The sequence below is a fragment of the Pseudomonas chaetocerotis genome (assembly GCF_015712105.2).
Taxonomy (GTDB): domain Bacteria; phylum Pseudomonadota; class Gammaproteobacteria; order Pseudomonadales; family Pseudomonadaceae; genus Aquipseudomonas; species Aquipseudomonas chaetocerotis.
The window spans coordinates 225,295-251,405 of record NZ_JACFYX020000006.1; the positions used below are offsets into that span (position 1 = coordinate 225,295).

The 26,111-nt window shown below is 63.5% G+C and carries 27 protein-coding genes and 1 pseudogene; 14 read left to right on the forward strand and 14 right to left on the reverse strand.

Annotation, left to right across the window (positions count from 1 at the left end):
• Positions 1-11 precede the first annotated feature (11 nt).
• The 4 genes from H3221_RS12785 (at position 12) to H3221_RS12800 (ending at position 2,608) form a co-directional block, all read left to right on the forward strand.
• Positions 12-428 (forward strand): DUF4426 domain-containing protein, encoded by a 417-nt coding sequence (locus tag H3221_RS12785; RefSeq protein WP_196477011.1) that lies wholly within the window; start codon positions 12-14, stop codon positions 426-428.
• A complete protein-coding gene (gene rdgB, locus H3221_RS12790) occupies positions 421-1,029 on the forward strand; it encodes an RdgB/HAM1 family non-canonical purine NTP pyrophosphatase (RefSeq protein ID WP_196477012.1) in 609 nt (202 codons plus the stop codon). Before H3221_RS12785 ends, rdgB begins: the two co-directional genes overlap by 8 nt.
• On the forward strand, positions 1,026-2,186 hold the full coding sequence (hemW, locus tag H3221_RS12795) for a radical SAM family heme chaperone HemW (RefSeq protein WP_196477013.1): 1,161 nt from the start codon (positions 1,026-1,028) through the stop codon (positions 2,184-2,186). Before rdgB ends, hemW begins: the two co-directional genes overlap by 4 nt.
• 98 nt (positions 2,187-2,284) lie before the next feature.
• On the forward strand, positions 2,285-2,608 hold the full coding sequence (locus H3221_RS12800) for a DUF3392 domain-containing protein (protein WP_017675845.1): 324 nt from the start codon (positions 2,285-2,287) through the stop codon (positions 2,606-2,608).
• A 143-nt stretch (positions 2,609-2,751) separates the two neighbouring features.
• Here the strand turns inward: H3221_RS12800 and H3221_RS25815 are convergent, their stop codons facing one another.
• From H3221_RS25815 to H3221_RS12810, 3 genes and pseudogenes are all read right to left on the reverse strand, one after another.
• Complete coding sequence (locus H3221_RS25815; RefSeq protein WP_397428043.1) at positions 2,752-3,456, reverse strand: methyl-accepting chemotaxis protein; 705 nt, start codon at positions 3,454-3,456, stop codon at positions 2,752-2,754.
• Between the two features lie 153 nt (positions 3,457-3,609).
• Positions 3,610-4,710: pseudogene (locus tag H3221_RS25820) on the reverse strand (HAMP domain-containing protein); the annotation flags it as partial.
• 239 nt (positions 4,711-4,949) lie between these two features.
• Positions 4,950-5,498, reverse strand: a complete 549-nt coding sequence (locus H3221_RS12810; protein ID WP_196477015.1) for an AAA family ATPase — start codon at positions 5,496-5,498, stop codon at positions 4,950-4,952.
• A 31-nt stretch (positions 5,499-5,529) separates the two neighbouring features.
• On the opposite strand from H3221_RS12810, the gene H3221_RS12815 reads away from it, so the two are divergent.
• Positions 5,530-5,958, forward strand: coding sequence for an N-acetyltransferase (locus tag H3221_RS12815; protein WP_397428039.1), 429 nt, complete (start codon positions 5,530-5,532; stop codon positions 5,956-5,958).
• A 7-nt stretch (positions 5,959-5,965) separates the two neighbouring features.
• Here H3221_RS12815 and H3221_RS12820 read toward each other — a convergent pair whose 3' ends face one another.
• The 5 genes from H3221_RS12820 to H3221_RS12840 all read right to left on the reverse strand — a co-directional run bounded on the left by H3221_RS12820 (position 5,966) and on the right by H3221_RS12840 (position 9,768).
• Positions 5,966-7,309: a DUF1329 domain-containing protein gene (locus tag H3221_RS12820; RefSeq protein ID WP_196477017.1), complete on the reverse strand. Its 1,344-nt coding sequence runs from the start codon at positions 7,307-7,309 to the stop codon at positions 5,966-5,968.
• A 166-nt stretch (positions 7,310-7,475) separates the two neighbouring features.
• On the reverse strand, positions 7,476-8,192 hold the full coding sequence (gene trmB, locus H3221_RS12825; RefSeq protein ID WP_196477018.1) for a tRNA (guanosine(46)-N7)-methyltransferase TrmB: 717 nt from the start codon (positions 8,190-8,192) through the stop codon (positions 7,476-7,478).
• A gap of 88 nt (positions 8,193-8,280) precedes the next feature.
• On the reverse strand, positions 8,281-9,075 hold the full coding sequence (locus tag H3221_RS12830; protein ID WP_196477019.1) for a thiazole synthase: 795 nt from the start codon (positions 9,073-9,075) through the stop codon (positions 8,281-8,283).
• An 18-nt stretch (positions 9,076-9,093) separates the two neighbouring features.
• Positions 9,094-9,294: a sulfur carrier protein ThiS gene (thiS, locus tag H3221_RS12835; protein WP_061240208.1), complete on the reverse strand. Its 201-nt coding sequence runs from the start codon at positions 9,292-9,294 to the stop codon at positions 9,094-9,096.
• A gap of 102 nt (positions 9,295-9,396) precedes the next feature.
• A complete protein-coding gene (locus H3221_RS12840; RefSeq protein WP_160020057.1) occupies positions 9,397-9,768 on the reverse strand; it encodes a DUF423 domain-containing protein in 372 nt (123 codons plus the stop codon).
• Between the two features lie 234 nt (positions 9,769-10,002).
• Between H3221_RS12840 and mtgA the strand changes: the two genes are divergently transcribed.
• A complete protein-coding gene (gene mtgA / locus H3221_RS12845; protein ID WP_196477020.1) occupies positions 10,003-10,731 on the forward strand; it encodes a monofunctional biosynthetic peptidoglycan transglycosylase in 729 nt (242 codons plus the stop codon).
• A gap of 87 nt (positions 10,732-10,818) precedes the next feature.
• Here mtgA and H3221_RS12850 read toward each other — a convergent pair whose 3' ends face one another.
• From H3221_RS12850 to ftsY, 5 genes are all read right to left on the reverse strand, one after another.
• Positions 10,819-11,430 carry a hypothetical protein gene (locus tag H3221_RS12850; RefSeq protein WP_196477021.1) on the reverse strand — a complete coding sequence of 204 codons (612 nt, stop codon included), beginning with the start codon at positions 11,428-11,430 and terminating at the stop codon, positions 10,819-10,821.
• Between the two features lie 61 nt (positions 11,431-11,491).
• The gene (gene rpoH, locus H3221_RS12855) at positions 11,492-12,346 is read right to left on the reverse strand and encodes an RNA polymerase sigma factor RpoH (protein WP_017675856.1); all 855 of its coding nucleotides are present in this window, start codon (positions 12,344-12,346) and stop codon (positions 11,492-11,494) included.
• Positions 12,347-12,489: 143 nt separating this feature from the next.
• Entirely contained in the window at positions 12,490-13,506 is a 1,017-nt protein-coding gene (ftsX, locus tag H3221_RS12860) for a permease-like cell division protein FtsX (RefSeq protein WP_160020061.1), read from the reverse strand.
• Positions 13,506-14,174 (reverse strand): cell division ATP-binding protein FtsE, encoded by a 669-nt coding sequence (gene ftsE, locus H3221_RS12865; RefSeq protein ID WP_017675858.1) that lies wholly within the window; start codon positions 14,172-14,174, stop codon positions 13,506-13,508. The genes ftsX and ftsE overlap by 1 nt, the downstream gene beginning before the upstream one ends.
• Positions 14,171-15,511 carry a signal recognition particle-docking protein FtsY gene (gene ftsY / locus H3221_RS12870; RefSeq protein WP_224490589.1) on the reverse strand — a complete coding sequence of 447 codons (1,341 nt, stop codon included), beginning with the start codon at positions 15,509-15,511 and terminating at the stop codon, positions 14,171-14,173. The genes ftsE and ftsY overlap by 4 nt, the downstream gene beginning before the upstream one ends.
• A 342-nt stretch (positions 15,512-15,853) precedes the next feature.
• On the opposite strand from ftsY, the gene H3221_RS12875 reads away from it, so the two are divergent.
• From H3221_RS12875 to H3221_RS12895, 5 genes are all read left to right on the forward strand, one after another.
• Entirely contained in the window at positions 15,854-16,288 is a 435-nt protein-coding gene (locus tag H3221_RS12875; RefSeq protein ID WP_196477022.1) for a BLUF domain-containing protein, read from the forward strand.
• 143 nt (positions 16,289-16,431) lie between these two features.
• The gene (locus H3221_RS12880; protein WP_196477023.1) at positions 16,432-17,799 is read left to right on the forward strand and encodes a M16 family metallopeptidase; all 1,368 of its coding nucleotides are present in this window, start codon (positions 16,432-16,434) and stop codon (positions 17,797-17,799) included.
• Positions 17,796-19,256 (forward strand): M16 family metallopeptidase, encoded by a 1,461-nt coding sequence (locus H3221_RS12885; RefSeq protein ID WP_196477024.1) that lies wholly within the window; start codon positions 17,796-17,798, stop codon positions 19,254-19,256. Before H3221_RS12880 ends, H3221_RS12885 begins: the two co-directional genes overlap by 4 nt.
• The gene (gene rsmD, locus H3221_RS12890) at positions 19,256-19,858 is read left to right on the forward strand and encodes a 16S rRNA (guanine(966)-N(2))-methyltransferase RsmD (RefSeq protein ID WP_196477025.1); all 603 of its coding nucleotides are present in this window, start codon (positions 19,256-19,258) and stop codon (positions 19,856-19,858) included. Before H3221_RS12885 ends, rsmD begins: the two co-directional genes overlap by 1 nt.
• A gap of 279 nt (positions 19,859-20,137) precedes the next feature.
• Positions 20,138-21,118 carry a hydrolase gene (locus tag H3221_RS12895; protein ID WP_196477026.1) on the forward strand — a complete coding sequence of 327 codons (981 nt, stop codon included), beginning with the start codon at positions 20,138-20,140 and terminating at the stop codon, positions 21,116-21,118.
• A gap of 148 nt (positions 21,119-21,266) precedes the next feature.
• On the opposite strand, the gene H3221_RS12900 is transcribed toward H3221_RS12895, so the two are convergent.
• On the reverse strand, positions 21,267-21,926 hold the full coding sequence (locus tag H3221_RS12900; protein WP_196477027.1) for a TetR/AcrR family transcriptional regulator: 660 nt from the start codon (positions 21,924-21,926) through the stop codon (positions 21,267-21,269).
• 210 nt (positions 21,927-22,136) lie between these two features.
• Between H3221_RS12900 and H3221_RS12905 the strand changes: the two genes are divergently transcribed.
• The 3 genes from H3221_RS12905 to H3221_RS12915 all read left to right on the forward strand — a co-directional run bounded on the left by H3221_RS12905 (position 22,137) and on the right by H3221_RS12915 (position 26,020).
• Complete coding sequence (locus H3221_RS12905) at positions 22,137-23,567, forward strand: coniferyl aldehyde dehydrogenase (RefSeq protein WP_196477028.1); 1,431 nt, start codon at positions 22,137-22,139, stop codon at positions 23,565-23,567.
• 42 nt (positions 23,568-23,609) lie between these two features.
• The gene (locus H3221_RS12910; protein ID WP_196477029.1) at positions 23,610-24,155 is read left to right on the forward strand and encodes a twin-arginine translocation pathway signal protein; all 546 of its coding nucleotides are present in this window, start codon (positions 23,610-23,612) and stop codon (positions 24,153-24,155) included.
• 266 nt (positions 24,156-24,421) lie between these two features.
• The gene (locus H3221_RS12915) at positions 24,422-26,020 is read left to right on the forward strand and encodes a GMC family oxidoreductase (RefSeq protein WP_196477030.1); all 1,599 of its coding nucleotides are present in this window, start codon (positions 24,422-24,424) and stop codon (positions 26,018-26,020) included.
• The last annotated feature ends 91 nt before the right edge of the window (positions 26,021-26,111 follow it).

The window sequence follows — 26,111 nt, forward strand, 5'->3', positions numbered from 1 at the left end:
AGGAGAACATCATGAGCCGCATCATCCCCTTCCTGATCGCCCTGTGCCTGGCCCTGCCGGCCGCCGCCGAGCGCAAGCAGAGCTTCGGCGATCTCGACGTGCACTACAGCGTGTTCAACTCCAGCTTCATCCAGCCAGACATTGCCGTGGCGGCGGGACTGACTCGGAGCAAGACCCTGGGCGTGATCAACGTCGCCGTGCTCAAGGCCGGCAAAGCCAGCACCGCCGTGGTCGGTGGCGAGGTGAAGAACCTGCTGGGGCAGAGCACCGCGTTGACCTTCAGGCAGGTCACCGAAAGCGGCGCCATCTACTACCTGGCGCAGTTCCCCTTCTCCAGCCGCGAGATTCTCAGTTTCACCCTCGATGTGCGCCAGGGCGACAGCACACACCGCATCACCTTCAACCAGGAAATGTTCCCGGATGACTAATCCCGTCAGTGGTTTCAAGGAACTGGTACTGGCCAGCCATAACGCCGGTAAGCTCAAGGAGCTGCAGGCCATGCTCGGCGATGCGGTGCGCGTGCGTTCCATCGGTGAGTTCAGCCAGGTCGAACCGGAAGAAACCGGTCTGTCGTTCGTCGAGAACGCCATCCTCAAGGCACGCAACGCCGCGCGCATCTCAGGCCTGCCGGCGCTGGCCGACGACTCCGGCCTGGCGGTGGATTTCCTCGGCGGCGCGCCCGGCATCTACTCGGCGCGCTATGCCGATGGCCAGGGCGACGCGGCGAACAACGCCAAGCTGCTCGCTGCCCTGAAAGACGTGCCAGACGCAGAGCGCGGCGCGCAGTTCGTCTGCGCCCTGGCCCTGGTGCGTCACGCTGACGATCCGTTGCCGATTCTCTGCGAAGGCCTGTGGCATGGCAGCATCCTGCATGAGGCACGCGGCGAGCACGGCTTCGGCTACGACCCGCTGTTCTGGGTGCCGGAAACCGGCTGCTCCAGTGCCGAACTGCCTGCCGAGCAGAAGAACCGCCTCAGCCACCGCGCCCGCGCCATGGCCCTGCTCAAGCAGCGTCTGGGGCTGGCATGAGCGATTCCGCTGGCGGGAGTTTCCTGCTCCCGCCCCTCGCGCTTTACATCCACATCCCGTGGTGCGTGCGCAAATGCCCTTACTGCGACTTCAACTCCCATGCTGCCGGGCCGACGCTGCCTGAAGAAGAGTACGTCGACGCCCTGCTCGCCGACCTCGACATCGACGTGCAGCACGCCCATGGCCGGCCGCTGAGTTCGATCTTCTTCGGCGGCGGCACGCCCAGTCTGTTCTCCGACCGCGCCCTGGGCCGCCTGCTGGAAGGTGTCGAGCGGCGCATTGCCTTCGCGCCGAACATCGAGATCACCCTGGAAGCCAACCCGGGCACCTTCGAGCAGGCCAAGTTCAAGGCCTACCGCGCGCTGGGCATCAATCGTCTGTCCATCGGCGTGCAGAGCTTCCAGGAAGCCAAGCTCAAGGCGCTGGGACGCATCCACAATGGCGACGAGGCGATCCGCGCCGCCGATATGGCGCGTGCTGCCGGCTTCGACAACTTCAACCTCGACCTGATGCACGGCCTGCCCGAGCAGAGCATCGAGGACGCCCTGTTCGACCTGCGCACCGCCATCGCCCAGGCCCCCACGCACCTGTCCTGGTACCAACTGACGATGGAGCCGAACACGGTGTTCTGGAGCCAGCCGCCCGAGCTGCCCGAGGATGATCTGCTGTGGGACATCCAGGAAGCTGGCCAGGCGCTGCTCGCCGCCGAGGGCTACGCACAGTACGAGGTGTCCGCCTACGCCCAGCCCGGCAAGCAGGCGCGGCATAACCTCAACTACTGGACCTTCGGCGATTTTCTCGGCATCGGCGCCGGCGCCCACGCCAAGCTGAGCACACCCGCAGGACGCATCCAGCGCACCTGGAAAACCCGGCTGCCGAAGGACTACCTCGACCCGGCCAAGGCATTCCAGGCCGGTGAACGCCTGCTGGAAGCCGACGAGCTGCCCTTCGAGTTTCTGATGAACGCGCTGCGCCTGACCGAAGGCGCGCCGGCCGAGCTGTTCAGCCAGCGCACCGGCCTGCCGTTGCAGCAGCTCGAACAGGCGCGCCGCGAAGCCGAACGTCTGGGCCTGCTGCAAGCCGACGAAACTCGACTGGTCGCCACGGCGAAGGGGCAGCTGTTTCTCAATGATCTGCTGCAGCAGTTCCTGGCCTAGTTCACCCACAGCGCAACGACAATCCGTTAGTCTTGGGCGCTTCGCTCGCGCAGCACTGATTCCGCTGCACTGACCGTTATGCCTGCCAAGGAGCCTGAATGGATCTGCTACTGGACCTGATCGTCACCCTTTCGCGCTGGAGCCGCAGCCACCTCGGCGATATCTCCCTGGCCATCATGGCCACTCTGCTGGTGCTGTTCGGCCCAGCCATCAACGCCTGGGTTCAACGCACCATCGGCAACCTCAATTTCGTCCTGCGTACCCTGCTGTTCGTGGTGTTCTGCGCGGTCGGCTACGGCCTGGCGATCGTCTTCCTCACACCCTGGCTGGCCAAGGGCCTGGCGCACTTCAACAACTACACACTGGCGCCGGTGCTGATCCTGATCTTCGTGGTGATCGGCATATTGGCCGACAGGAATTAGGTCGACAACGACGCGCGATCGCATTCGCTGCAAGAAGAACACCGCCCGACTGGATGCGATTTCCCTTGCGGAGCGGTGTCAGCCACGGATAGTGGCCTTCGCGGCTGAAGCCGCTCCTACGGCGAGGGGGCGAACCGCTGTTTCTACAGCACGAACTTGGACACTTCGCTACCGATCTGCCGGCCGAGCGCCTGCAGGTTGGAGGCAGCTGCCGAGGCAGCATGGCTGCTCTGCGACATCTGATCGCCCATGGCGCGGATGTTCTCGGTGTTGCGGTTGACCTCCACGGTGACACAGGCCTGCTCTTCCGCCGCCGAGGCGATCTGCGCGGCCATGTCGTTGATCTGCCCGACCGCCTCGGTGATCTTCTGCAACAGGTCACTGGCCGCCTGGGCATCACTCACACTCTGCGAAGCCTTGGCAGCGGCGTTGTCCATCACCCCGACTGCCTGGCGGGTGGCGTCCTGCAGTACCTGGATCATCGCCTCGATCTCGCGGGTCGATTCATGGGTGCGCTTGGACAGTACGCGCACCTCGTCGGCCACCACCGAAAAACCACGACCGTGCTCGCCGGCACGCGCCGCCTCGATGGCCGCGTTGAGGGCCAGCAGGTTGGTCTGGTCAGCGATGCTGGCGATGGTGGCGAGAATCGAGCTGATCTCGTTGGAGTGGCGGTGCAATTCATCGATGATACGCCCGGCCCCTTCGACTTCTTCAGCCAGCAGGGCGATGGACTGCTGGCTGCGCTCCACCTGGCGGCGCCCTTCCACGCTCAGGCTGACCGAATCCACGGCCTGGCCGGAGGCGGTCTCGGCATTGTGCGAGATTTCCTGTGTGGCGGAAGCCATCTGCGTCACCGCAGTGGCCACCAGGTGCAGCTCGGACTGGTGCTGCTGCACGTGCTGGTTCTGCGCTTGAGCATCCTGCGCCACCTGTCCGGACTCGTTGCTCAGCGCCACGGCGACCTCGCGCAGACGGGAAATGATGCCGTGCAGTTGCTCGATGAAGCGGTTGAAGCTGCTCGATAGCTGGCCAATCTCGTCGTTGGAGTTGACCGGCAGACGCTGGGTCAGGTCGCCATTGCCTTCGGCGATGGCGTTGAGGTTGTGACGGATCTGCTCGAGATCACGGAACAGCACACGGCCCAGCAGAGCCAGCACCAGAATGGCGACGGCCAGCATGCCGGTACCGATGATCAACTGCACAGCAAGCTGCTTACGCACCGGCGCGAGTACTTTTGCCTCATCCATGACCATCACGAACGTCCACCGGGTATTGGGAATCTCGACGGCGTACAGCAGGCTGTCGGTGCCCGCCACCTCAGCCTGAGTGAGACGACGATGCTGCACCAGGGCCTTGAGCTGCTCGCCACCCAGCGTTGGCGAAAAGTCGGAAGCCGACTTGGTGCGCCACTCCTTGTCGGGGTGCGCGATCATCTGCCCGCTCTGGTCGATCAACAGCGCGTAGCCGTCACCGGGGATACTCAGTTGGCCGATTGTCTCGGTCAGCGTATCGAGCGTCAGGTTGGCACCGACCACGCCAATCAGCGTGCCGTTGCGGCGTGCCGGGTAGGCGATGGTCACGACGTAGGCACCATCGGTGAGCGAAACGTAAGGGTCGCTGATGAACACATCGTTGTTCTTCTCAGCGCCCTGATACCAGCCGCGCTGGCGCGGATCGTAGTTCTGCAGGATCACCGTCGGGTCATTCTGCAGCATCTGTCCATCGACGGTGCCGATGTAGGTGATATTGAAGGCGAAGGTCGCCCAGGTCTGCTGCAGCAGGATGTGTGGGGCGATCTGCGGCTGCTGCACCAGGCTGCCCGCAGTGGTCTTCACGGCGTTGATGCGGTCGTGCATCCAGTTGCCCAGGTTGACCGATATCGACTGAGCGAAGCCATCGATATCCCGCCGCAGGGTGTCATTGACGGTCCGATCCAGGGACGAAACGCTCTGCCAGATCAGCACGATGCTGACCAGCGATAACAGCGCCGCCGCCGTCAGAGTGATTTTCAGGCGCAGCGGCCAATCCTTGATGTTCATGCACAGGACTCCATCGATGCCAGGCTCGAGCAGACACCTGTCGTTGAAAGCCAGATCCATGACAAAGCGACGCAGCGCAGGAGCACGAGCCTCTGGCGGTCGTTCAGCGCAGAGCGTTATCAGCGGGATCTGGAAGCGGTTATGGGTTGCCCGGGAACCTGGGTAGCCTTGACGGGCACACGCAGGTAATAAGCGACCGTAAGACGGAGAACGTGAAGCCGAAAATGTGCAAAACCGCTTAAAAGCACTGAACTAGAGCGGCCCCATACTTCCAGCGGGGGATCTGCTGAGCCCCTCGCTCAGGGCTGCAGCCAGCTCAGCACGCGCTCAGCCAGTTGTTCGGGCGTGTGCCGTGTGGAGTCGAGCCGCAGCAGCGGGCAGCTCAGATGGCGAGCCATCCAGGTTTCGTGCATAAGCAGGCTGCGTGTTTGCAGGTCCCCCTGCTCGTAACCGGCGGCCCATTGCAGGAAGGCCTGACTCTGCTCGTGCATGTCACCTCCCTGCTGGATGCGCCCGCCATAACGCTGCGCTTCACGCTGACGCAGCCGGCGCATGCGCTCCTGGTCATCCAGACGCAGGAACAGTGCATGGCTGAATGATGGGATCAACGCCTCTCCCCAGCTGCACAGCGAACCACTGAGCACCCAGTTGGGCGCTTGTGCGCTACGCTCGCGGATCAGCCTGACGCGTTCCTCGGGTAGCCGCTTGTACAGATAGGGCGGCTCGCTGGGTAACCAGTAGACATCGTCGGAATCCAGATGCAGCCAGCCATTGCGCTCGGCCAGCGTGCGAGCCAGGGTAGTGGTACCCGAACCGGATGCACCGAAGATATGTAACCGAACCTCCATGGATTCACCTCTCCTCGAACAGGATCTCATCATGCTTCGCCCCTACCAGCCCACAGACAGCGACACCGTACTCGACCTTTGGTTGAAGGCCTCCATTCAGGCCCACGACTTCGTGCCGGAGACCTTCTGGTACGAGCAGCTACCCGCCATGCGCGAGCTGTACCTGCCGCAGGCCGAAACCCTGGTGCTGGAGGAAAACGGCCACGTGCTGGGCTTCGCGTCGCTGCGTGAACAACGCCTGGCCGCACTGTTCGTCAGCCCGAGCGCCCAGGGGCGCGGCCTGGGCCGTCAGCTGCTGGACGAAGCCAAGCGCAGGCGCGACAACCTCGAGCTGGGCGTCTACCGCGCCAATACTCGAGCCGTGGCTTTCTACCGAGCGAACGACTTCATGACGCTAGAAGAGACACGCGACCCGCACACCGGCCAGACAGAGCTGACGATGCACTGGTCACGCGGATGATGCGGGTTCAGTTACCTTCGCGGCGCAACGCCTGCGGGGTGAAGTCGCGCGGGCTCAGCCGGGCGTTGAAGTCGTACATCTTCTCGTTGTTATCCAGACCGTCTGCGAAGTAGCGGCCTCCCTTGAGGTCGTAGATGGTCTCCAGAGTCGAGCCGAACATCGGCACGTCGTAGTAGCTGATCGGGTGGGCTTCCTGCAGGCCGATCAGGTTGCCGTCGCGGTCATACAGGTCGACCGCGAGGATCTGCCAGCTGTCCTCGTCCAGATAGAAGCGGCGTTTGCCATAGGGATGGCTGAAGCCGGTACGCAGATCCGCCTCGACCACCCAGACGCGGTGCAGCTCGTAACGCAACAGTTCGGGGTTGATGTGCTTGGCCTGCAGGATATCGGCGTAGGGAATGCCGCGCTGGTGCACGGCATAGCTGTTGTAGGGCACCAGCATCTCGCGCTTGCCCAACAACTGCCACTCGTAGCGATCCGGGGCGCCATTGTAGGAATCCACCTGGTCGGCGGTGGCCATGCCGTTGGTGTCAGGCTGCAGGGTATCGTAGGCAAGCATCGGCAGACGGCGCACACGGCGCTCGCCACGGTTGAAACGCCAGGCCTTGCGGATCGCCAGCACCTGATCGAGGGTTTCCTGCACCACCAGCGCCGAGCCAGCCAGCTTGGCCGGGGCCACGACCTTGTACTTGTAGTGGAACAGGGTGTTGTCCAGGTCCTGCGGGGCCACGCCGTCACGGCCGTAGACGAAGTAGATGTCGCGCTCGAGCTTGAGCAGGTTGTAACTACCGTTGCTGAGCACCGCCGCCTGATTGGTGGCCATGCTGATCTGGTCACCGCGATAACGCATGACGTGGTTCCAGATCGCTTCCTGGCCGTTTGCCGGTAGCGGGAAGGGTATGCCGGAAGCAGCCCCCTGGACGCCATTGCCACCAGCAATCAGCTCGGCATTGAGGGCGTTGAAGCGAGTGGCGTCGTAGATGCGTTGTGGCGCGGCTGCACTGCGGCGGGTCGGGAATACGCGCAGGTAGAAGCTGGGGTTCTGCTGCAGCAGGGTCTTGAGGCCGACCGGCAGCTGCTGTTCGTACTGCGCCAGGTTCTGGCTATCGACCCGGTACAGCAGTTCGTCGTCAGCATAGGGATCAGGGTGATGCATGCCGGGCTGGTAATTGGCCGGCGGCGTGGCCAGGCCACCCGTCCAGGCAGGGATGGTGCCACTGGCATTGCCGGCACGTTCGCCGCCAAGTGGCGTCAGCTCCTGACCCAAGCGCGCGGCCTGGCTGGCGTCGACCTTGGCCTGGGCCTGAAACGCCAGGGCAGTCAGCAGAAGAAGGGAAACCGATCTCAACACAATGCTCTCCTCGCGGCGCCTGCAAGCGGTGCCACTATTGCCCGCGCACCTTGTAGGTGCGCTTGTCTTTGTTGTGTTTGCGGTGAGGCGCCATCCTGGCCGTCGGGTTATCCCGATCTAATCGTGCATCCTGCCGGTTCTAATCGAACGCTTGTCGCGGGGTGGATTATTCCTGACGCTGGAATTTCAGATCCCACACGCCATGGCCGAGACGCTCGCCACGACGTTCGAACTTGGTCACCGGGCGCTCCTCGGGACGCGGCACGTAGGTGCCATCGACTGCCAGGTTGCGATAGCCCGGCGCCGCATTCATCACTTCGAGCATGTGCTCGGCGTAGTTTTCCCAGTCTGTGGCCATGTGCAGTACGCCACCGACCTTCAGCTTGCTGCGTACCAGCTCGGCGAACGCCGGCTGGACGATACGGCGCTTGTGGTGCCGCGATTTGTGCCAGGGGTCGGGGAAGAACAGCAGCACGCGATCGAGGCTGGCATCGGCGACGCAGTCACGCAGTACTTCCAGCGCATCGCAGCTGTAAACGCGAATGTTGCTCAGATTCTGCACCATCGCGCCGCTCAGCAACGCACCGACGCCGGGTTTGTGTACCTCGACGCCAATGAAATCCTGCTCGGGTGCGGCAGCGGCCATCTCCAGAGTGGAGTGGCCCATACCGAAGCCGATCTCGAAGGTGCGCGGCGCACTACGGCCGAATACCTGATCGAAATCGCGCAGGCCATCTTCCAGCTCCAGGCCGAACAGCGGCCAGCCCTTGTCGATGCCGCGCTGCTGGCCTTCAGTCATGCGCCCGGCGCGCATCACGAAGCTCTTGATGGTACGGCGCTGGCGACCGTCTTCGGTCAGTTCGGGCTGTTGGGTATCGGTCATGCTGGGCTCTTGTCGAGTGTTTTACGACTCTGCGGGCTGAAGCCCTGCCTTCAACGCAGCAGGGCCGACGCGCAGCAAATCGTCATCCTTAGTTGATCAGGCCAGTCAGCGGCGACGATGCACTGGCATAAAGTTTCTTCGGCATGCGGCCGGCCAGGTAGGCCAGGCGACCCGCCTCGACGGCATGCTGCATGGCGCGCGCCATCAGCACCGGATTCTGCGCTTCGGCAATGGCGCTGTTCATCAGCACGGCCTCGCAGCCCAGCTCCATGGCGATGGTGGCGTCGGAGGCAGTACCCACACCGGCATCGACCAGCACTGGCACTTTCGATTCCTCGAGAATGATGCGCAGGTTGTACGGGTTGCAGATACCCAGGCCCGAGCCGATCAGGCCGGCCAGCGGCATCACCGCGATGCAGCCAATCTCGGCCAGTTGACGCGCGATGATCGGATCGTCGCTGGTGTACACCATGACGTCGAAGCCGTCCTTGACCAGCACTTCGGCGGCCTTGATGGTTTCAATGACGTTGGGAAACAGGGTTTTCTGGTCGGCCAGCACTTCCAGCTTGACCAGGTTGTGGCCATCGAGCAGCTCGCGAGCCAGGCGGCAGGTGCGCACGGCCTCGACGGCGTCATAGCAGCCGGCGGTGTTCGGCAGGATGGTGTACGTGTCCGGGCTGATCACGTCGAGCAGGTTCGGCTCACCGGGGTTCTGGCCGATATTGGTGCGGCGCACCGCCACGGTGACGATCTCGGCGCCGGAGGCGGCGATGGCGTCACGGGTCTCGTCCATATCCTTGTACTTGCCGGTACCGACCAGCAGGCGCGACTGGAACGTACGACCGGCCAGGGTGAAGGGCTTGTCGCTGCGAACTTGGCTCATGGAATACTCCTCGTGAGGTCAACCGCCGCCGATGGCGTGCACCACTTCCACCTGATCGCCTTCGGCGAGCTGGGTGCTGTCGTGCTGGCTGCGTGGAACGATGTCCTGATTGAGCTCGACCGCCACACGGCGCCCGGTCAGATCGAGGCGAACCAACAGGTCGGCGACGCTCTGGTTATCCGGCAGTTCGAAGGGTTCACCATTCAACTGGATACGCATGACGACTCGGTCACAACTGGAAAGAGGGCCGGCATTCTAGCCCGTTAACTGGCCACTACCAAGGTTAAAAGGCGCCATTCGTCCTCATTTCTGACGCCAGGGTCAGGTCAGCTTCCAGGCGCTCAGGCCCAGGCACAGCCAGCCAACGAGGAAGGCGACGCCGCCGAAAGGCGTGATCATGCCCAGCTTGCCGATGCCGCTGAGGGTCAGCAGATAGAGGCTGCCGGAGAACAGCACGATGCCTAGCGCGAAGGCGCCGCCCGCCAGATTCACCAGCCGTCCGGGTGCATGCATCGCCAGCAGGCCGACGCCGAACAGGGCCAGCGCGTGGATCAATTGGTAATGCGTGCCGGTCTGGAACACCGCCAAGTACTCCGGGGTCAGCCTGTGCTTCAGACCATGGGCTGCGAACGCGCCCAGAGCGACACCGGTGAAACCGGTGAATGCGGACAACAGTAGCCAGAGACGCGCCATGGAAACTCCTGATGAAATCGACCTGAACACAGTTTAACCATTGAGCCTGAAGACGAAATGATCGTTATTGTCACACCGGTACCCAATCCTGTGGTTTCGCGGGAACTGACTCGGCACTTTTTGTTGCCCGCCACCCCTGGCAGCAACCCTTCGGGCCGTCGCAAAGCGACGTCAAAAATCGCTTCCGGCGATTTTTTGTTTTAATAGCGCAACATCCGATCAATGCGAGACCTCATGCTCCGAGCCCTGACCCGCCGCCTGCTGAAACTGCTGCTCTGGCTGATCCTGGCCAGCGTGCTGCTGGTGCTTGCCCTGCGCTGGGTACCGCCGCCCGGTACGGCGCTGATGATCGAACGCAAGATCGAATCCTGGGGCAGCGAACAGTCCATTGAACTGAAGCGCCAGTGGCGTCCCTGGAAAGAACTACCGGACCACCTGAAGATGGCGGTGATCGCCGCTGAAGACCAAAAATTCGCCGAGCATTGGGGGTTCGATGTCGGCGCGATTCAGGCAGCCCTGGCACACAACCAGAGCGGCGGGTCACTCAGGGGCGCCAGCACCCTCAGCCAGCAGGTAGCGAAGAACCTGTTTCTCTGGTCCGGTCGTAGCTGGCTGCGTAAAGGGCTGGAAGCCTGGTTCACCGCGCTGATCGAGCTGCTCTGGCCGAAGGAGCGCATCCTCGAGGTCTATCTCAACAGCGTCGAGTGGGGCGATGGAATCTTCGGCGCCGAAGCCGCCGCACAACATCATTTTGGCGTCGGCGCGCCCTATCTGAATCGCCAGCAGGCCAGCCAATTGGCAGCGGTACTACCCAATCCGCTGCGCTGGAGCGCAGGCCGGCCGGACGCCTACGTCAATCGTCGCGCTGCCTGGATTCGTCAGCAGATGACGCAGCTCGGTGGCAGCCACTACCTCAATCAGCTCAAGCCGCAGCGCCCCGATTGGTGGCCGCGCTGGCTGTAGAATCCGCCGGATGACGCTGCTCGGTGTGCGCGGCGCACCCTACGGTCGGAACGCCGGACGGCGTAACCAGGGATCTCAATCAGCGCGCTAGCGGTGAGGCGCGAACGCGCCTTTGGGCACCGCATGCAGCAACGCGACGTCATCGCCACGCAAGTGCACGGTGAGCCCCCATTGCGGATAGACCCAGGCCTGGCCATCAGCCAGTTCCAGGCTCAGCCGTGGTTGCCCGAGACTGGCGGCCACGCGCTCGCTGGCCAGCGCTTGCGGGGCACTCAGATTGAGGCTGGCAATGGAAAAACCAGCCATCTGGTCGATCAGTGACTGACCAAGGGCCAGCTCGGCGTCACCGGTCTGGAGGCCCTGCGCCACCATCAGGCTGTCGCGCTGCTCCAGGCTCAACCTCAGCTCCGCCTCGAGCAACCAGCCGCCCCCTTCCCCCTCGAGCGACGCACGATAGAAAAGCCGTGCACCGTCCAGGCGCGGTTCCAGCCACAGCTCTCCCGGAGCCACTGCCTGCACATCACCTAGCGTCAGTTCGTCTTCGGCCAACGGCTGCAACAATACATCACGCCACTGCTGCAGATTGGCTAGCGGATGCACCTCACCGCTGCGCATCAGCCAGGCACCCCAGGCGAAAAACAGCACGGCCACGACCACGAATACCAGCCAGTGCTGTGCTTTCAGAGGGGCTTTGTTCACGGCATTGCTCCAGACAGAAAAAAGCCGCACCAGAGTGCGGCTTTTCAGGATCACGACAAACTCAAGCGGCGATGCAGCCCTTGAGCTTGTTCATGGCGTTCTTCTCGAGCTGGCGAATACGCTCGGCGGACACGTTGTACTTGGCAGCCAGGTCGTGCAACGTCGCCTTCTCCTCGGCCAACCAACGCTGGTAGAGAATGTCGCGACTGCGCTCGTCCAGGCTTTCCAGCGCTTCGTGCAGGTTGCTGCTGGAACTGTCACTCCAGTCGGCATCTTCGAGCTGACGAGCCGGGTCGTAGCGGTGGTCTTCCAGGTAATGTGCAGGCGACTGGAAGGCGCTGTCATCGTCGGCATCGGCTGCCGGGTCGAAGGCCATGTCCTGGCCGGTCAGTCGACTTTCCATCTCGCGCACTTCGTGCGGCTCGACGCCCAGGCTTGCGGCCACGGCGGTCACTTCATCGTTGTTCAGCCAGGCCAGACGCTTCTTCTGGCTGCGCAGGTTGAAGAACAGTTTGCGCTGCGCCTTGGTGGTAGCCACTTTGACGATGCGCCAGTTCTTCAGGATGAACTCATGAATTTCCGCGCGAATCCAGTGCACGGCGAAGGACACCAGGCGCACACCCATTTCCGGGTTGAAGCGCTTGACCGCCTTCATCAGGCCAACGTTGCCTTCCTGGATCAGGTCGGCCTGGGCCAGACCATAGCCGGAGTAGCTGCGGGCGATATGCACCACGAAACGCAGGTGGGCCAACACCATCTGGCGGGCGGCCTCAAGATCCTGCTGGTAAAAGAGATTTTCGGCCAGTTCACGCTCCTGCTCGGGCGTCAGCAGCGGAATGCTGTTGACCGCATGCACGTACGCTTCCAGGTTGGCGCCTGGAACCAGAGCATGAACAGGTTGCAAGGAAGTGGACATTCGAATCCTCCGATTCATAAAACTCGTGCAGTGTAGCACTGCGCTATCTGATACAGAGCCTGTGGATAAGTTCCCTGACAGATAGTCAATATCAACCAAAACAATGACTTGCCAGCTTTCGTTCAGCCTCTCCGAACAGCGCCCTAGCGGGGCGCAAGTTCGTTCAGATGCCGTGCCACTGCTAGCCAGGCGCCAATATAGCCCAACAGCACGGCGCCGAGCAGCAGCGAAAAACCGTCGGAAGAAGGTACGCCACCCAGCGCGAAATCGCTACCGTAAAGGCCGGCCAAACGTACTACAGCATCGTTCAGCCAATCCAGCCCGAAGGCCAGCAGCAGCCAGGCGAAGATGCCGGCGCCAAAACCGTACAACGCGCCCATATAAAGGAAGGGACGACGCACGTAGCCATCGGTACCACCAACCAGCTTGATCACCTCGATCTCGGCGCGGCGGTTCTCGATGTGCAGGCGGATGGTGTTGCCGATCACCAGCAGCAGCGCCAGGATCAGCAGCAGGCTGAGGCCGAAGACAAAGCGATCACCCAGCTTGAGGATCGCAGTCAGGCGTTCGACCCAGACCAGATCGAGCTGCGCCTGCTCCACCTTGGGCAGCTCCGCCAGGCGCTGGCGCAGGGCTTCGAGTTTGGTTTTGTCGACCTCCTTCGGCGTCACCAGTACCACGCCCGGCAGCGGGTTCTCCGGCAGCTCCTTCAGCGCCTGACCCAGCCCCGAGAGTTGCTGGAATTCCTCCAGCGCCTGCTCGCGACTGATCCACTCGGCGTCGGAGACGTCATCCATCGCCGCGATCTGCTCGCGCAGCGCCTGGCCGTCACGCTCGCCAGCGGACATGTCGAGAAACAGGGAAATCTGCGCCGCACGCTGCCAGGAACCGCCGAGTTTCTCGACGTTATCCAGCAGCAGCGACAGGCCCATGGGCAGGCTCAGTGCCACGGCCATCACCAGGCAGGTGAAGAAACTGCCGATGGGTTGGCGCGCCAGGCGGCGCAGGCTGTCGACCAGGCTGGCGCGGTGGCTTTCCAGCCAGGCATTGAGCAGCGTGCGAAAATCCGGCTCATCCGCCGGCCCGTCGACCACCTTGTTGCGCGGCGCCGCGCCGACCCGTTCGGCCGGTTGTGGTGTGGGCATCTTCGATGCGCTCATCAGGCAGCCTCCCCGTCACCGATCAGGCGACCGCGTTGCAGGGTCAACATGCGCTGGCGCATGCGCGCGATCAGCGCCAGGTCGTGGCTGGCGATCAGCACCGTGGTACCCAACTGGTTGATGTCTTCGAACACGCCCATGATCTCGGCGGCCAGACGTGGGTCGAGGTTACCGGTGGGTTCGTCCGCCAGCAGCAGGGCCGGCCGGTGGACGATGGCGCGGGCGATGCCGACGCGCTGTTGCTGGCCGGTGGACAGGTCGCCAGGCGACTGCGCCGCCTTGTCGCTGAGGCTGACCCGCTCCAGCGCAGCGCCGACGCGCTTGCCGATTTCCGGCTTGGACAGGCCGAGAATCTGCAGCGGCAGGGCGACGTTGTCATACACGGTGCGGTCGAACAGCAGTTGGTGATTCTGGAACACCACGCCGATCTGCCGACGCAGGAAAGGAATCTGCGCATTGGTGATGGTCGACAGATCCTGCCCGGCCAGCAGCAATTTGCCGCTGGTGGGCCGCTCCATCGCCAGCAGCAGACGCAGCAGTGTGCTCTTGCCGGCTCCGGAGTGACCGGTGACGAAGAGAAATTCGCCGGGGCGAACGCGGAAACTCAGTTCGTGCAGCCCGACATGGCCATTGGGGTATCGCTTGGCGACCTGCTCGAATCGGATCATCCGCGTTCACGCTCCTCGAAGAGTGCCTGGACAAAGGCCTGCGCCTGGAACGGACGCAGATCATCGATGCCTTCACCCACGCCGATATAACGAATCGGCAGGCCGAACTGCTTGGCCAGGGCGAAGATGACGCCGCCCTTGGCGGTGCCGTCGAGCTTGGTCAGCGCCAGGCCGGTGAGGTTCACGGTCTGGTTGAACTGCTTGGCCTGGTTGATGGCGTTCTGGCCGGTGCCGGCGTCGAGCACCAGCAGCACTTCGTGCGGCGCCGTCTCATCCAGCTTGCCGATCACGCGGCGGACCTTCTTCAGCTCCTCCATCAGGTTGTCTTTAGTGTGCAGGCGCCCGGCGGTATCGGCGATCAGCACATCGATGCCGCGCGACTTGGCGGCCTGCACCGCATCGAAGATCACCGAGGCAGAATCGGCGCCGGTGTGCTGGGCGATCACCGCGATGTTGTTGCGCTCGCCCCAGACCTGCAGCTGCTCCACCGCAGCGGCGCGGAAGGTATCGCCAGCAGCGAGCATGACCTTCTTGCCTTCTAGCTGCAGCTTCTTGGCCAGCTTGCCGATGGTGGTGGTCTTGCCCACGCCATTCACGCCCACGACGAGAATCACGTAAGGCTGCTTGGCAGTGTCGATGACCAGCGGCTGCTCGACCGGCTTGAGCAGGGTCACCAACTCCTCCTGCAGCGCCTTGTACAAAGCGCCGCTGTCGGCCAGTTCCTTGCGCGCCACACGCTTGGTCAGGTTACCGATGATCGCGGTGGTCGCCTCGACGCCAACGTCGGCGGTCAGCAGGCGGGTTTCCAGGTCGTCGAGCAGGTCATCGTCAATGGCCTTCTTGCCGAGGAACAGGCTGGCCATGCCCTCGCCGAGACTGGCGCTGGTCTTCGATAGACCCTGCTTGAGGCGGGCAAAGAAACTCGGCTTTTCCTGCGTGACTGGCGCAGCGACGGCAGCCGGCGCAACAACTTCGGGCAGTGCTTCGACGACAGGCTCAGGCACGACCGGCGGCTGTTCAGCGACAACAGGACTGGCGGCCGGGGGTTCGGCAACGAGCGGCTCAGACTGTGGCGCGGGGGCAGGTGCAGGCGCGGCATCGAGCACTTCAGGCTCGACTGCCGACAAGGCTTCGGGCGCGGGCTCAGGGGTCGATGGCTCGGCTGGTATCCGAGCAGACGCTGACTGGTCGGCGGCCTCGGGCTGAGCCGGCTCGACAGCAGTCTCTGCGGGCTTCTTGCGCCACCAACTGAACAGGGATTTCTTCTCTTCATTCACAGGCTGAGCCTGAGTACCGACCTCGGCCGGTGGATTCTTGTCGTCTTTGGAACCAAACATGGGTCATCTCAAAGGGGCGAGCAGTCGCCGCAGGCAGCCTGCGCCGCGGACCGCATCCAGAAAAATTCGCTTGCCAGGCATGTCCCGGGGCAACAGCCCGCACGGGCACATCAGAAGGGCTTGCGCTGTCAGAACAACCCGAGACTTTACCACTTTAGAACGCTACCGCGCAGCGTTGCTGGCTGCCCGTTGCCAGCCGCTGATCAGTCGCCTGCCGCCACCGCCTTCGCCAGCGAGAGCGCCAGGAGCGGCAACGCCAAAAACCTATACAAAACCTGTACAAATCAATGCACAATTGTCGAGAATTTTTTCTAAGCTCAGTCTTTTTGCGGGGTCGCCAACATGCTCGTTCGCCTAACCTATGCCAGCCGCGCCAGCCATGGCATTTCTTCGCAGCTGATCCGCGAGATTCTGGAAAGCTCGCAACGCAACAACCCGGCACGCGGCCTCACCGGCATTCTGTGCTGCAACGCCGATACTTTTCTTCAGGCATTGGAGGGACCGCGGACGGCCATCAACGCCTTGTACAACCGCCTGGCCGAGGACAATCGCCACAAGGACCTGACGATTCTCGACTACGAAGAGATCAGCGTACGCCGCTACGCCAACTGGAGCATGGGCTGGGCCGGCGCCAAGCAGGCCAACCGGGAGCTGTTTCTGAAGTACTCCTGCAGCGACCGCCTGGACCCTTTCAGCATGAGCGCAGCGCAGATCAATGGCCTGTTGCTGGAACTGTCGGCAAGCGTGAGCACTATCAGCGCCCCGATCATCGACTGAATCCAATTCGCTACCCCGCAGAACCTAATTGCCTGCGCCGGTGTCGGAACCGCGGGCGGTGCCTCGTGTGTGGATGGGGTATCCTGACGCCCTCTCGTCAACGGCGGTTCGACCGCCCCGGCCATCCAACAGGACGACACCTGATGATTGTCTCTGCACACCGTACCCTCGGTCTGATCATGGGGGTGCTCTGCCTGCCGCTGGCGGCGTTCGCCGCCGCGCCGCAGCCTACCCACGAATTCAAACTGGACAACGGCCTCAAGGTCATCGTCCGCGAAGATCACCGCGCCCCCGTGGTAGTTTCACAGATCTGGTACAAGGTCGGCTCCAGCTACGAGACGCCCGGTTCCACCGGCCTATCCCACGCACTGGAACATATGATGTTCAAGGGCAGCGGCAAATTCGGCCCCGGCGAAGCCTCGCGCATCCTGCGTGAGCTGGGCGCCGAGGAAAATGCCTTCACCAGCGACGACTACACCGCCTACTACCAGGTACTGGCCAGTGACCGCCTGGGCGTGGCCCTGGAGCTGGAGGCCGATCGCCTCGCCAGCCTGACGCTGCCAGCTGACGAGTTCGCCAAGGAGATCGAAGTAATCAAGGAAGAGCGCCGCCTGCGCACCGACGACCGTCCGTCTTCGCTGGCCTATGAGCGTTTCAAGGCCATGGCCTATCCGGCCAGCGGCTACAGCATCCCCACCATCGGCTGGATGGCGGACCTCGAGCGCATGCACATCGACGAACTGCGTGCCTGGCACCAGAAGTGGTACGCACCGAACAATGCCACCCTGGTGGTGGTCGGTGACGTGACCGTGGATGAGGTCAAGAGCCAGGTTCAGCGCTATTTCGGCGATATCCCGCAGCATCAGGTACCCACGGCCAAACTGCCTCTGGAACTGGCTGCGCCCGGCGAACGCCGCACCACGCTGTACCTCAAGACGCAGTTGCCGAGCCTGATCATGGGCTTCAACGTACCGGGCCTGGCCACCGCCGAAACGCCGCGACAGGTCTATGCCCTGCGCCTGGCCGCCGCCCTGCTTGACGGCGGCTACAGCGCTCGTCTGTCGACCCGACTGGAACGCGGTGAAGAGCTCGTCTCCGGCGCCAGTGCCTGGTACAACGCCTTCACCCGTGGCGACAGCCTGTTCATTCTCTCGGCCACGCCCAACGTGCAAAAAGGCAAGACCCTGGTGCAGACCGAAACCGGCCTTTGGCGCGAGCTGGAAGAACTGAAGAAAGCTCCGCCGTCCGCTGACGAACTGGCGCGGGTGCGCGCCCAGGTCATCGCCGGCCTGGTGTTCGAGCGCGACTCGATCACCAGCCAGGCGACCAGCATCGGCCAACTGGAAACCGTTGGCCTGTCCTGGCAACTGATCGACCAGGAGCTGGCCGAGTTGGAGGCCGTGACCCCGGCCGACATCCAGCAGGCCGCGCGCAATTTCTTCGTCCGCGACCGCCTGAGCGTCGCCCACGTACTGCCCGAAGAGTCTCGCAATGAGGAGTCCCGCCCATGAAGACTGAGCAACGCCGCCTGGGCCTGCTCGGCCTGATCCTGTCCAGCGCCCTGGCACTGGGCGCCTGCGCCAATCTGTCCGATAGCACAGTGACCGGCGATGCTGCCAAGCTGCAGTCGCTGGCTGCGCTCGACGGCAAGGCGCCAACGCGCCGCACCCTGGATATCCAGACCTGGACTACCGCGCAAGGCGCCAAGGTGTTGTTCGTCGAAGCGCACGAGCTACCGATGTTCGACCTGCGTCTGACCTTCGCCGCCGGCAGCAGCCAGGACGGCAGCGTGCCGGGCCTGGCCACCCTGACCAACGCCATGCTCAACGAAGGCGTGCCGGGCAAGGACGTCGGCGCCATCGCCGCCGGTTTCGAGGGCCTTGGTGCCGAGTTCGGCAACGGCGCCTATCGCGACATGGCGGTGGCCAGCCTGCGCAGCCTCAGCGCACAGGAGCAACGCGCGCCCGCACTGGCACTGTTCGCCGATGTACTGGGCAAGCCCACTTTCCCCGCCGACTCGCTGGCACGGATCAAGAACCAGTTGCTCGCCGGCTTCGAGTTCCAGAAGCAGAACCCCGGCAAGCTGGCCAGCCTGGAGCTGTTCGAGCGCCTGTACGGCCAGCACCCCTACGCTCACCCGAGCGACGGCACGGCGCAGTCGATCCCGGCCATCACGCGCCAACAACTGCAGGCCTTCCACTCTCGCGCTTATAGTGCCGGCAATGCGGTGATCGCCCTGGTCGGCGATCTCTCGCGTGCAGAGGCCGAGGCCATCGCCAATCAGGTGTCCGTAGCCCTGCCGCAAGGCCCGGCACTGGCCAAGATCACCCAGCCGCAAGCGCCCAAGTCGGGCGTCAGCCATATCGAGTACCCGTCCAACCAGACCCATCTGATGATCGCCCAACTCGGCATCGACCGCCGCGATCCGGACTATGCCGCGTTGTACCTGGGCAACCAGATCTTTGGCGGCGGCGGTTTCGGTACGCGCCTGATGAGCGAAGTACGCGAGAAACGCGGCCTGACCTATGGCGTCTACTCCGGGTTCAGCGCCATGCAGGCGCGTGGCCCGTTCATGATCAATCTGCAGACCCGTGCCGAGCTCAGCGAAGGCACCCTGGCTCTGGTCAAGCAACTGCTCGCCGACTACCTGCGTGACGGTCCGACCCAGCAGGAACTGGACAACGCCAAGCGCGAACTGGCCGGCAGCTTCCCGCTGTCCACAGCCAGCAATGCCGACATCGTCGGCCAGTTGGCGTCGATGGGCTTCTACGACCTGCCGCTGACCTATCTGGACGACTTCATGCGTGACGTGCAAAACCTGAGCACCGAACAAGTGAAAGCGGCGATGGCCAAACACCTCGACTCCGAGGCACTGGTGGTGGTCACCGCTGGCCCGACGGTGGCGCAGAAGGAACTGCCTCCGCCCACCGACAGGCCGGCTGAACTGCCCAGCGCGGTGCCGCACTGATGCGCGGTCGCACACCGCAAAATCCTGCCGCCAAGGTTCACGGCGGCCAGGGCCAGTTGCGCATCATCGGCGGGCAGTGGCGTTCGCGGCGCTTCGCCTTCCCCGACGGGCCAGGCCTGCGCCCGACCCCGGATCGGGTGCGCGAGACGCTGTTCAACTGGCTGGCGCCCTATGTCGAGGGCGCTCACGTGCTCGACCCCTTCGCCGGCAGCGGTGCACTGCTGCTCGAAGCGCTGTCACGCGGCGCCGCCAGCGGCCTGGCTTGTGATCTCAACCCGGCCTCGGTGAGCGCCTTGCGCAGCCATCTGGCGACACTGCAGTGCAGCGACGGTGAGATCCAACAGGGCGACGCCCTGCAGATGCTGGCCCGCCCGGCGCTGCGCTGCTTCGATATCGTCCTGCTCGACCCGCCCTTTCACAAGGATCTGCTACAGGACGCCTGCAACCTGCTGGAAGCCCAGGGCTGGTTGGCCGACGACGCCTGGGTCTATACCGAAAGCGAAACCGCGCCTTCGACGCTGGGTCTGCCCGGCAACTGGCGCCTGTACCGTGAAAAACATACCGGCCAGGTGCATTACGCGCTGTGGCAAAGAAGTTCGTAAGGTGGATTCTGCCTTTTACATCCACCATGACGGCTTAATCGGTAGATGGATAAAGCGCCAGCTACGCGCCACGATCCACCATACAGGACCGTCGGTTTGCACAGGCCTGCTCCCTCTCCCATTTATGGGAGAGGGCTGGGGAGAGGGTGGACCAGACGACTCGGTTCGACCGGACGGTGCGTAGCGTGGATATCGCCTTTTACACCCACCATGATGGCGCAATCGGTGGATAGGTGAAGCGTCAGCTACGCGCCCCGATCTATCCTATAGGACACCTTCATGACGCCCTTCCAACCCGCCTGGTGGCTCCCCGGCCCGCACCTGCAGACGCTGTGGAACCCCTTCTGTCGCAAGCCGCCGCTGCTCGAACGCCAGCGCGAGCGGTTGTGGCTGGACGATGGCGATTTTCTCGACCTCGACTGGCATGGCCCGCATGACGCCCATGCGCCGCTGGTGCTGGTGCTTCACGGCCTGACCGGCAGCTCCAACTCGCTCTACGTGCTCGGCCTGCAGCAGACGCTGGCCGCACGCGGCTGGGCCAGTGCGGCGCTGAACTGGCGCGGCTGCTCCGGTGAGCCCAACCTGCTACCGCGCGGCTACCATTCCGGCGCCAGCGAGGATCTGGCGTCGGCCGTGGCTCACCTGCGCGCGCAACGGCCGATGGCGCCGCTGTACGCTGTCGGTTATTCGCTGGGTGGCAACGTGCTGCTCAAGTATCTGGGTGAAAGCGGCACCCAGAGCCAACTGCAAAGCGCTGTGGCCGTGTCGGTACCGTTTCGTCTGGACCAGTGCGCCGACCGCATCGGCCTGGGCTTTTCAAGGATGTACCAGGCGCACTTCATGCGCGAGATGGTCGCCTACGTGAACAACAAGCAGCGCCTGTTCAGCGAACAGGGTCAGAGCGAGCGCCTGTCGGTGCTGGAGCGCCTCGGCCCGCTGGATGGCATGCGTACCTTCTGGGACTTCGACGGACGTATCACCGCGCCGCTGCACGGCTTCGCCGATGCCCACGATTACTACCGGCGCGCCTCCAGCCGCTTCTACCTGGGCGACATTCGCACGCGCACGCTGATCATCCAGGCCGAAGACGATCCCTTCATCTTCCGTCACAGCCTGCCCGAGGCCAGCGAGCTCGCCCCTGGCACCGAGTTCGAGCTGCATGCCAAGGGCGGCCATGTCGGTTTCGTCGAGGGCAGCCCACGCCGGCCGGGTTATTACCTGGAACGACGCATTCCACAGTGGTTGGATAATCGCGGCTGAAGCCGCTTCTACGCGGATCGCAGAAACCGTAGCCCGGATGAAATCCGGGAAAACGCGCCGGACTGCAACCGAGCACGGCAATCGCTATCGACTGTAGGAGACAGCTCGCGGCTAAAGCCCTCCCACAAAGACCGTGTGTGCTGGGTAATCACCCCAGCACCTGCTCCAGCGGCACATGCAGACGGCCATACAGCGCCTCGACCGCATCACGGGCTAAAGGGGCGATGTAGCCACTTTCCAGCGCCAGCACCTGGTAGATGCCGCGGCGCAGCATGTCCTGGCTGAGATTGTCCGGGTTGGCCCCGGCGGTGCAGAGAAAGCGCACCCAGGAGGTCATGATGATCCAGGCGTTGAGCGTCAGGGCCTCGATCTGCGCCGGCGTCATAACCAGGATGCCGGCCTCGACGAAACCCTGATAGACCGACTGCGCACCTATCAGGCAGCGCCGGGCGAAAGCACGGTAGCGCTCGGCCAACTCGGCGTCGGATTCCAGCAGATGCTCCAGATCACGGTGCAGGAAGCGGTAGTGCCACATCGCAGCCAGCAGCGCCTCCAGATAGAAGGTCTTGTCCGCCACCGTCAGCGCACGCCCCTCAGGCAGGCGCAGGAAGCTGTCGACCTGCACTTCGTACTGGGCGAACAGCTCGGCGATGATCATCTGCTTGTTACGAAAGTGGTAGTACAGGTTGCCCGGCGAAATCCCCAGGTGCGCGGCGATATGGTTGGTGGTGACAGTGCGCTCGCCCTGGCTGTTGAACAGGGCCAGGCTCTCGGCAACGATGCGGTCGCGGGTCTTGGGTGGCGCCATGAGGCAGCTCGATCTCGACTTCAAAAGTAGCAAAGGTACAGGCGAAACAGCCGAAGTGTTACCCCCTGATGCACCCCGCAAGCCTTGGCAGACCTTTGGTTAGGGTGCGACGAGGGAGGCGTCGCGGCATCCTGTTTGACACATTAGAGTAATTGCTCTAAAAATCCAGCTCAGCCCCAAGCAGCCCGCTGGAACGTCGAGGAGAAACCCATGGTCGCCGACATCGCCTACCTGCAGCACAGCCAGCAGCAGATCAACCAGCTGGATGGTACCTTCGCCCTGCAGCGCTCTGCCTTTGCCGCCAACCCGATGCCGTCGGCCGAGCAACGCATCCAATGGCTGAAATCCCTCAGCGAACTGCTCACTCAGCAACAGAACGCCCTGGTGGCAGCGATCTCCGAAGACTTCAGCAATCGCTCGGCTGACGAGACCCTGCTCGCCGAACTGATGCCCAGCCTGCATGGCATCCATTACGCGAGCAAACGCATCAGGAAGTGGATGAAACCGTCACGGCGCAGCGTCGGCATGCAGTTCATGCCGGCTTCGGCCAAGGTCATCTACCAGCCGCTGGGCGTGGTCGGCATCATCGTGCCGTGGAACTACCCGCTGTTTCTCGCCATCGGCCCGCTGACCGGCGCGCTGGCGGCCGGCAACCGGGTGATGATCAAGATGAGCGAGTCCACACCGGCCACCTCACAGTTGGTCAAGGACCTGTTGGCACGCGTCTTCCCCGAGGACCTGGTCAGCGTCGCCCTGGGCGAAGCGGAAGTCGGCATGGCCTTCTCCAAACTGCCGTTCGACCACCTGTTGTTCACTGGCGCCACCAGCATCGGCAAACACGTGATGCGCGCCGCCGCGGAGAACCTCACCCCGGTGACCCTGGAGCTGGGCGGCAAGTCGCCGGCCATCGTGTCCGCCGATGTACCGCTGGAAGACGCCGCCGAGCGCATCGCCTTCGGCAAAACCCTCAACGCCGGGCAGACCTGCGTGGCGCCGGACTATGTGCTGGTACCGCGTGACCGTATCGACGGTTTTGTCGCAGCCTATCGCGACGTGGTGCAGCGCTTTTACCCAGCGCTCAAGGACAACCCCGACTACACGGCGATCATCAACGAGCGCCAGTTGGCGCGCCTCAACGGCTACCTGCAGGACGCCGAGGCCAAGGGTGCACGCATCGTCTCGCTGTACCCCGAAGCGCAGGGTCGACGCCTGCCGCAGAGCCTGGTGCTCGACGTCAACGACGACATGAAGCTGATGCAGGATGAAATCTTCGGCCCACTGCTGCCGGTGGTGCCCTATGACCGCCTGGAAGATGCCTTTGCCTACGTCAACGCACGGCCACGCCCACTGGCGCTTTACTACTTCGGCTACGACAAGCGCGAGCAACAACGCGTACTGCACGAGACCCACTCCGGCGGCGTGTGCCTCAACGACACCCTGCTGCACGTGGCCCAGGATGACATGCCGTTCGGTGGCGTCGGCCCGTCCGGCATGGGCCATTACCACGGCCACGAAGGCTTCCTGACCTTCAGCAAGGCCAAGGGCGTGTTCATCAAACAGCGTTTCAACGCCGCGCGCCTGATCTATCCGCCCTATGGCAAGTCGATCCAGAAGCTGGTCTACAAACTGTTCGTGCGCTGATCCTTGCGGGCCCGCCCCGTTCCATGTCTGGTGATAACAACAATGAACGACACCGCCCTGAACACATCGCAATTATCGCGGCGCAGCCTGCTCAAGGTCGGCCTGCTGGGCACGGCGCTGCTCGGAACCGCCGGGCTGACCGCGACGCTTAGCGGCTGTTCGGCCAGCACGCCGGCCAATGGTTACCTGATCCTGCGCAGCAGCGACATGCCCTTGCTGCGCGCACTGGTCCCGGTAATGCTCAATGGCGCCGTCAGTGCCGAACAGATGCCGCAGGCCATCGACGGCACGCTGGACAGCCTCGACAACAGCCTCGCGCACCTGTCGCCGGAGATGCTCAAGCTCACCGTGCAACTGTTCGACGTGCTCGCCCTGCCCATCACCCGCGGCCCACTGACCGGCGTATGGGGCAGTTGGGAAAACGCCAGCGGCGGCGACGTGCGCAACTTTCTTAGCCGCTGGCAGAACAGCAGCCTGAGCCTGCTGCGCATGGGCCATGCCTCGCTGCTGCAACTGGTGATGATGGCCTGGTACAGCCGCCAGGACGCCTGGGCACATTGCGGCTATCCCGGGCCGCCCACCGTATAACGGCTGATTCGTAGGGTGGGCCGGCCGGCGATCCGCTTAAGCCCACCACTAGAGACAGCTTGGCGGGCTGAAGCCCACCCTACCAACTGGAATTTAGCCAACCGCGATTATCAGAATGAGGCCTCTGAAACCGTAGCGAGCGGTTCGAGTGCAAGGAAGGCTCGCAGCACGTGGCGAGGCTGTACTGAAGTACGCCGAGCCACGGGCGAGAACCTGACGCCGCAATCGGATCGCGCAGTAGGTTTCAGTGACTCCGAGGAAAAACAATGCCTGTACCCGATCTGTTCAAGCAAGGCCTGACCAGGGGTTGGAAAACCCATGACGGTTCGCGCCTGGAAAACGATCTCACCCTGGAAGCCGACGTCGCCATCGTCGGCAGCGGCGCGGGTGGCGGTACCACTGCGGAAATCCTCAGTGCCGCCGGCTACAAGGTGCTGCTGATCGAAGAAGGCCCGCTCAAGACCAGCGACGACTTCAAGATGCAGGAAGCCGACGCCTATCCGACCCTCTATCAGGAAGGCATCGGGCGCATGAGCAAGGACGGCGCCATCACCATTCTGCAGGGTCGTGCGGTCGGCGGCACCACGCTGATCAACTGGACCAGCAGTTTTCGCACACCGCCGCAGACCCTGGCGCATTGGGCCGAGGTGCACGGTGTGGCAGGGCATGATGAAGCCGCCATGGCGCCCTGGTTCGAGAGAATGGAACAGCGCCTGGGCGTTGCGCCCTGGGCGGTGCCGCCCAATGCCAACAACGAGGTGCTGCGCAGTGGTTGCGACAAGCTCGGCTATCACTGGGCGCCAATCCCGCGCAACGTGCGTGGCTGCTGGAACCTCGGCTATTGCGGCATGGGCTGCCCGACCAACGCAAAGCAGTCGATGCTGGTCACCACCATCCCCGCCACCCTCGACGCCGGCGGCGAGCTGCTCTACCTGGCGCGCGCCGACAAACTGCTGATCGAAGACGACCAGGTGGTCGGCATCGACTGCCTGGGTATGGACGAACGCTGCGTGGCGCCCAGTGGTCGGCGCATCCGCGTCAAGGCGCGGCACTACGTGCTAGCCGGCGGCGGCATCAATACGCCCGGCATCCTGCTGCGCTCCGAAGCCCCCGACCCGCACCAGCGCGTCGGCCGCCGCACCTACCTGCACCTGGTGAACTTCTCTGCGGCGCAGTTCGAGCAGGTGATCAACCCCTTCTATGGTGCCCCGCAGTCGGTCTACTCCGACCATTTTCAGTGGGACGACGGCACCAGCGGGCGGCTGTCCTACAAACTGGAAGTGCCGCCGCTGCAACCGGCGCTGACTGCAACCCTGCTCGGTGATTTCGGCCGTGAAAATGCCCTGCGCATGGAACAGTTGCCGCACACCAACGTGATGCTCGCCCTGCTGCGCGACGGCTTCCACGAGGATAGCGCCGAAGGCCGCGTGGAGCTGCGCAGCGACGGCAGCCCGGTGCTCGACTACCAGATGACCGACTACACCTGGGATGGCGTGCGCCGGGCCTACCTGACCATGGCGGAAATCCAGTTCGCCGCCAGCGCCAAGGCCGTGATGCCGACTCACACCGATGCGCGTTACGTCAGCACCTGGCGAGAAGCCAAGGACATGATCGAGAACCTCGATCTGGCGCTGTACCGCACACGCCTGGGCAGTGCTCATGTCATGGGCGGCTGCGCCATGGGCGAGGATCCACAGCAGGCCGTGGTCGACAGCCTCGGCCGGCACCATCACCTGGCCAACCTGTCGATCCATGACGGCTCACTGTTTCCCACCAGCATCGGCGCGAACCCGCAGCTGTCGATCTACGGCCTGACCGCCAAGCTTGCGACGTTGCTGGCCGAGCGACTGAAAAGCCCGAGCTAGACGCCACTGTCCTGGTACGGGAGAACGCAACGCAGGCCGTGGCTTGGCCGCTGGCATGCGCTGCGCTACCATCCGACTCCTTTTCGACCCG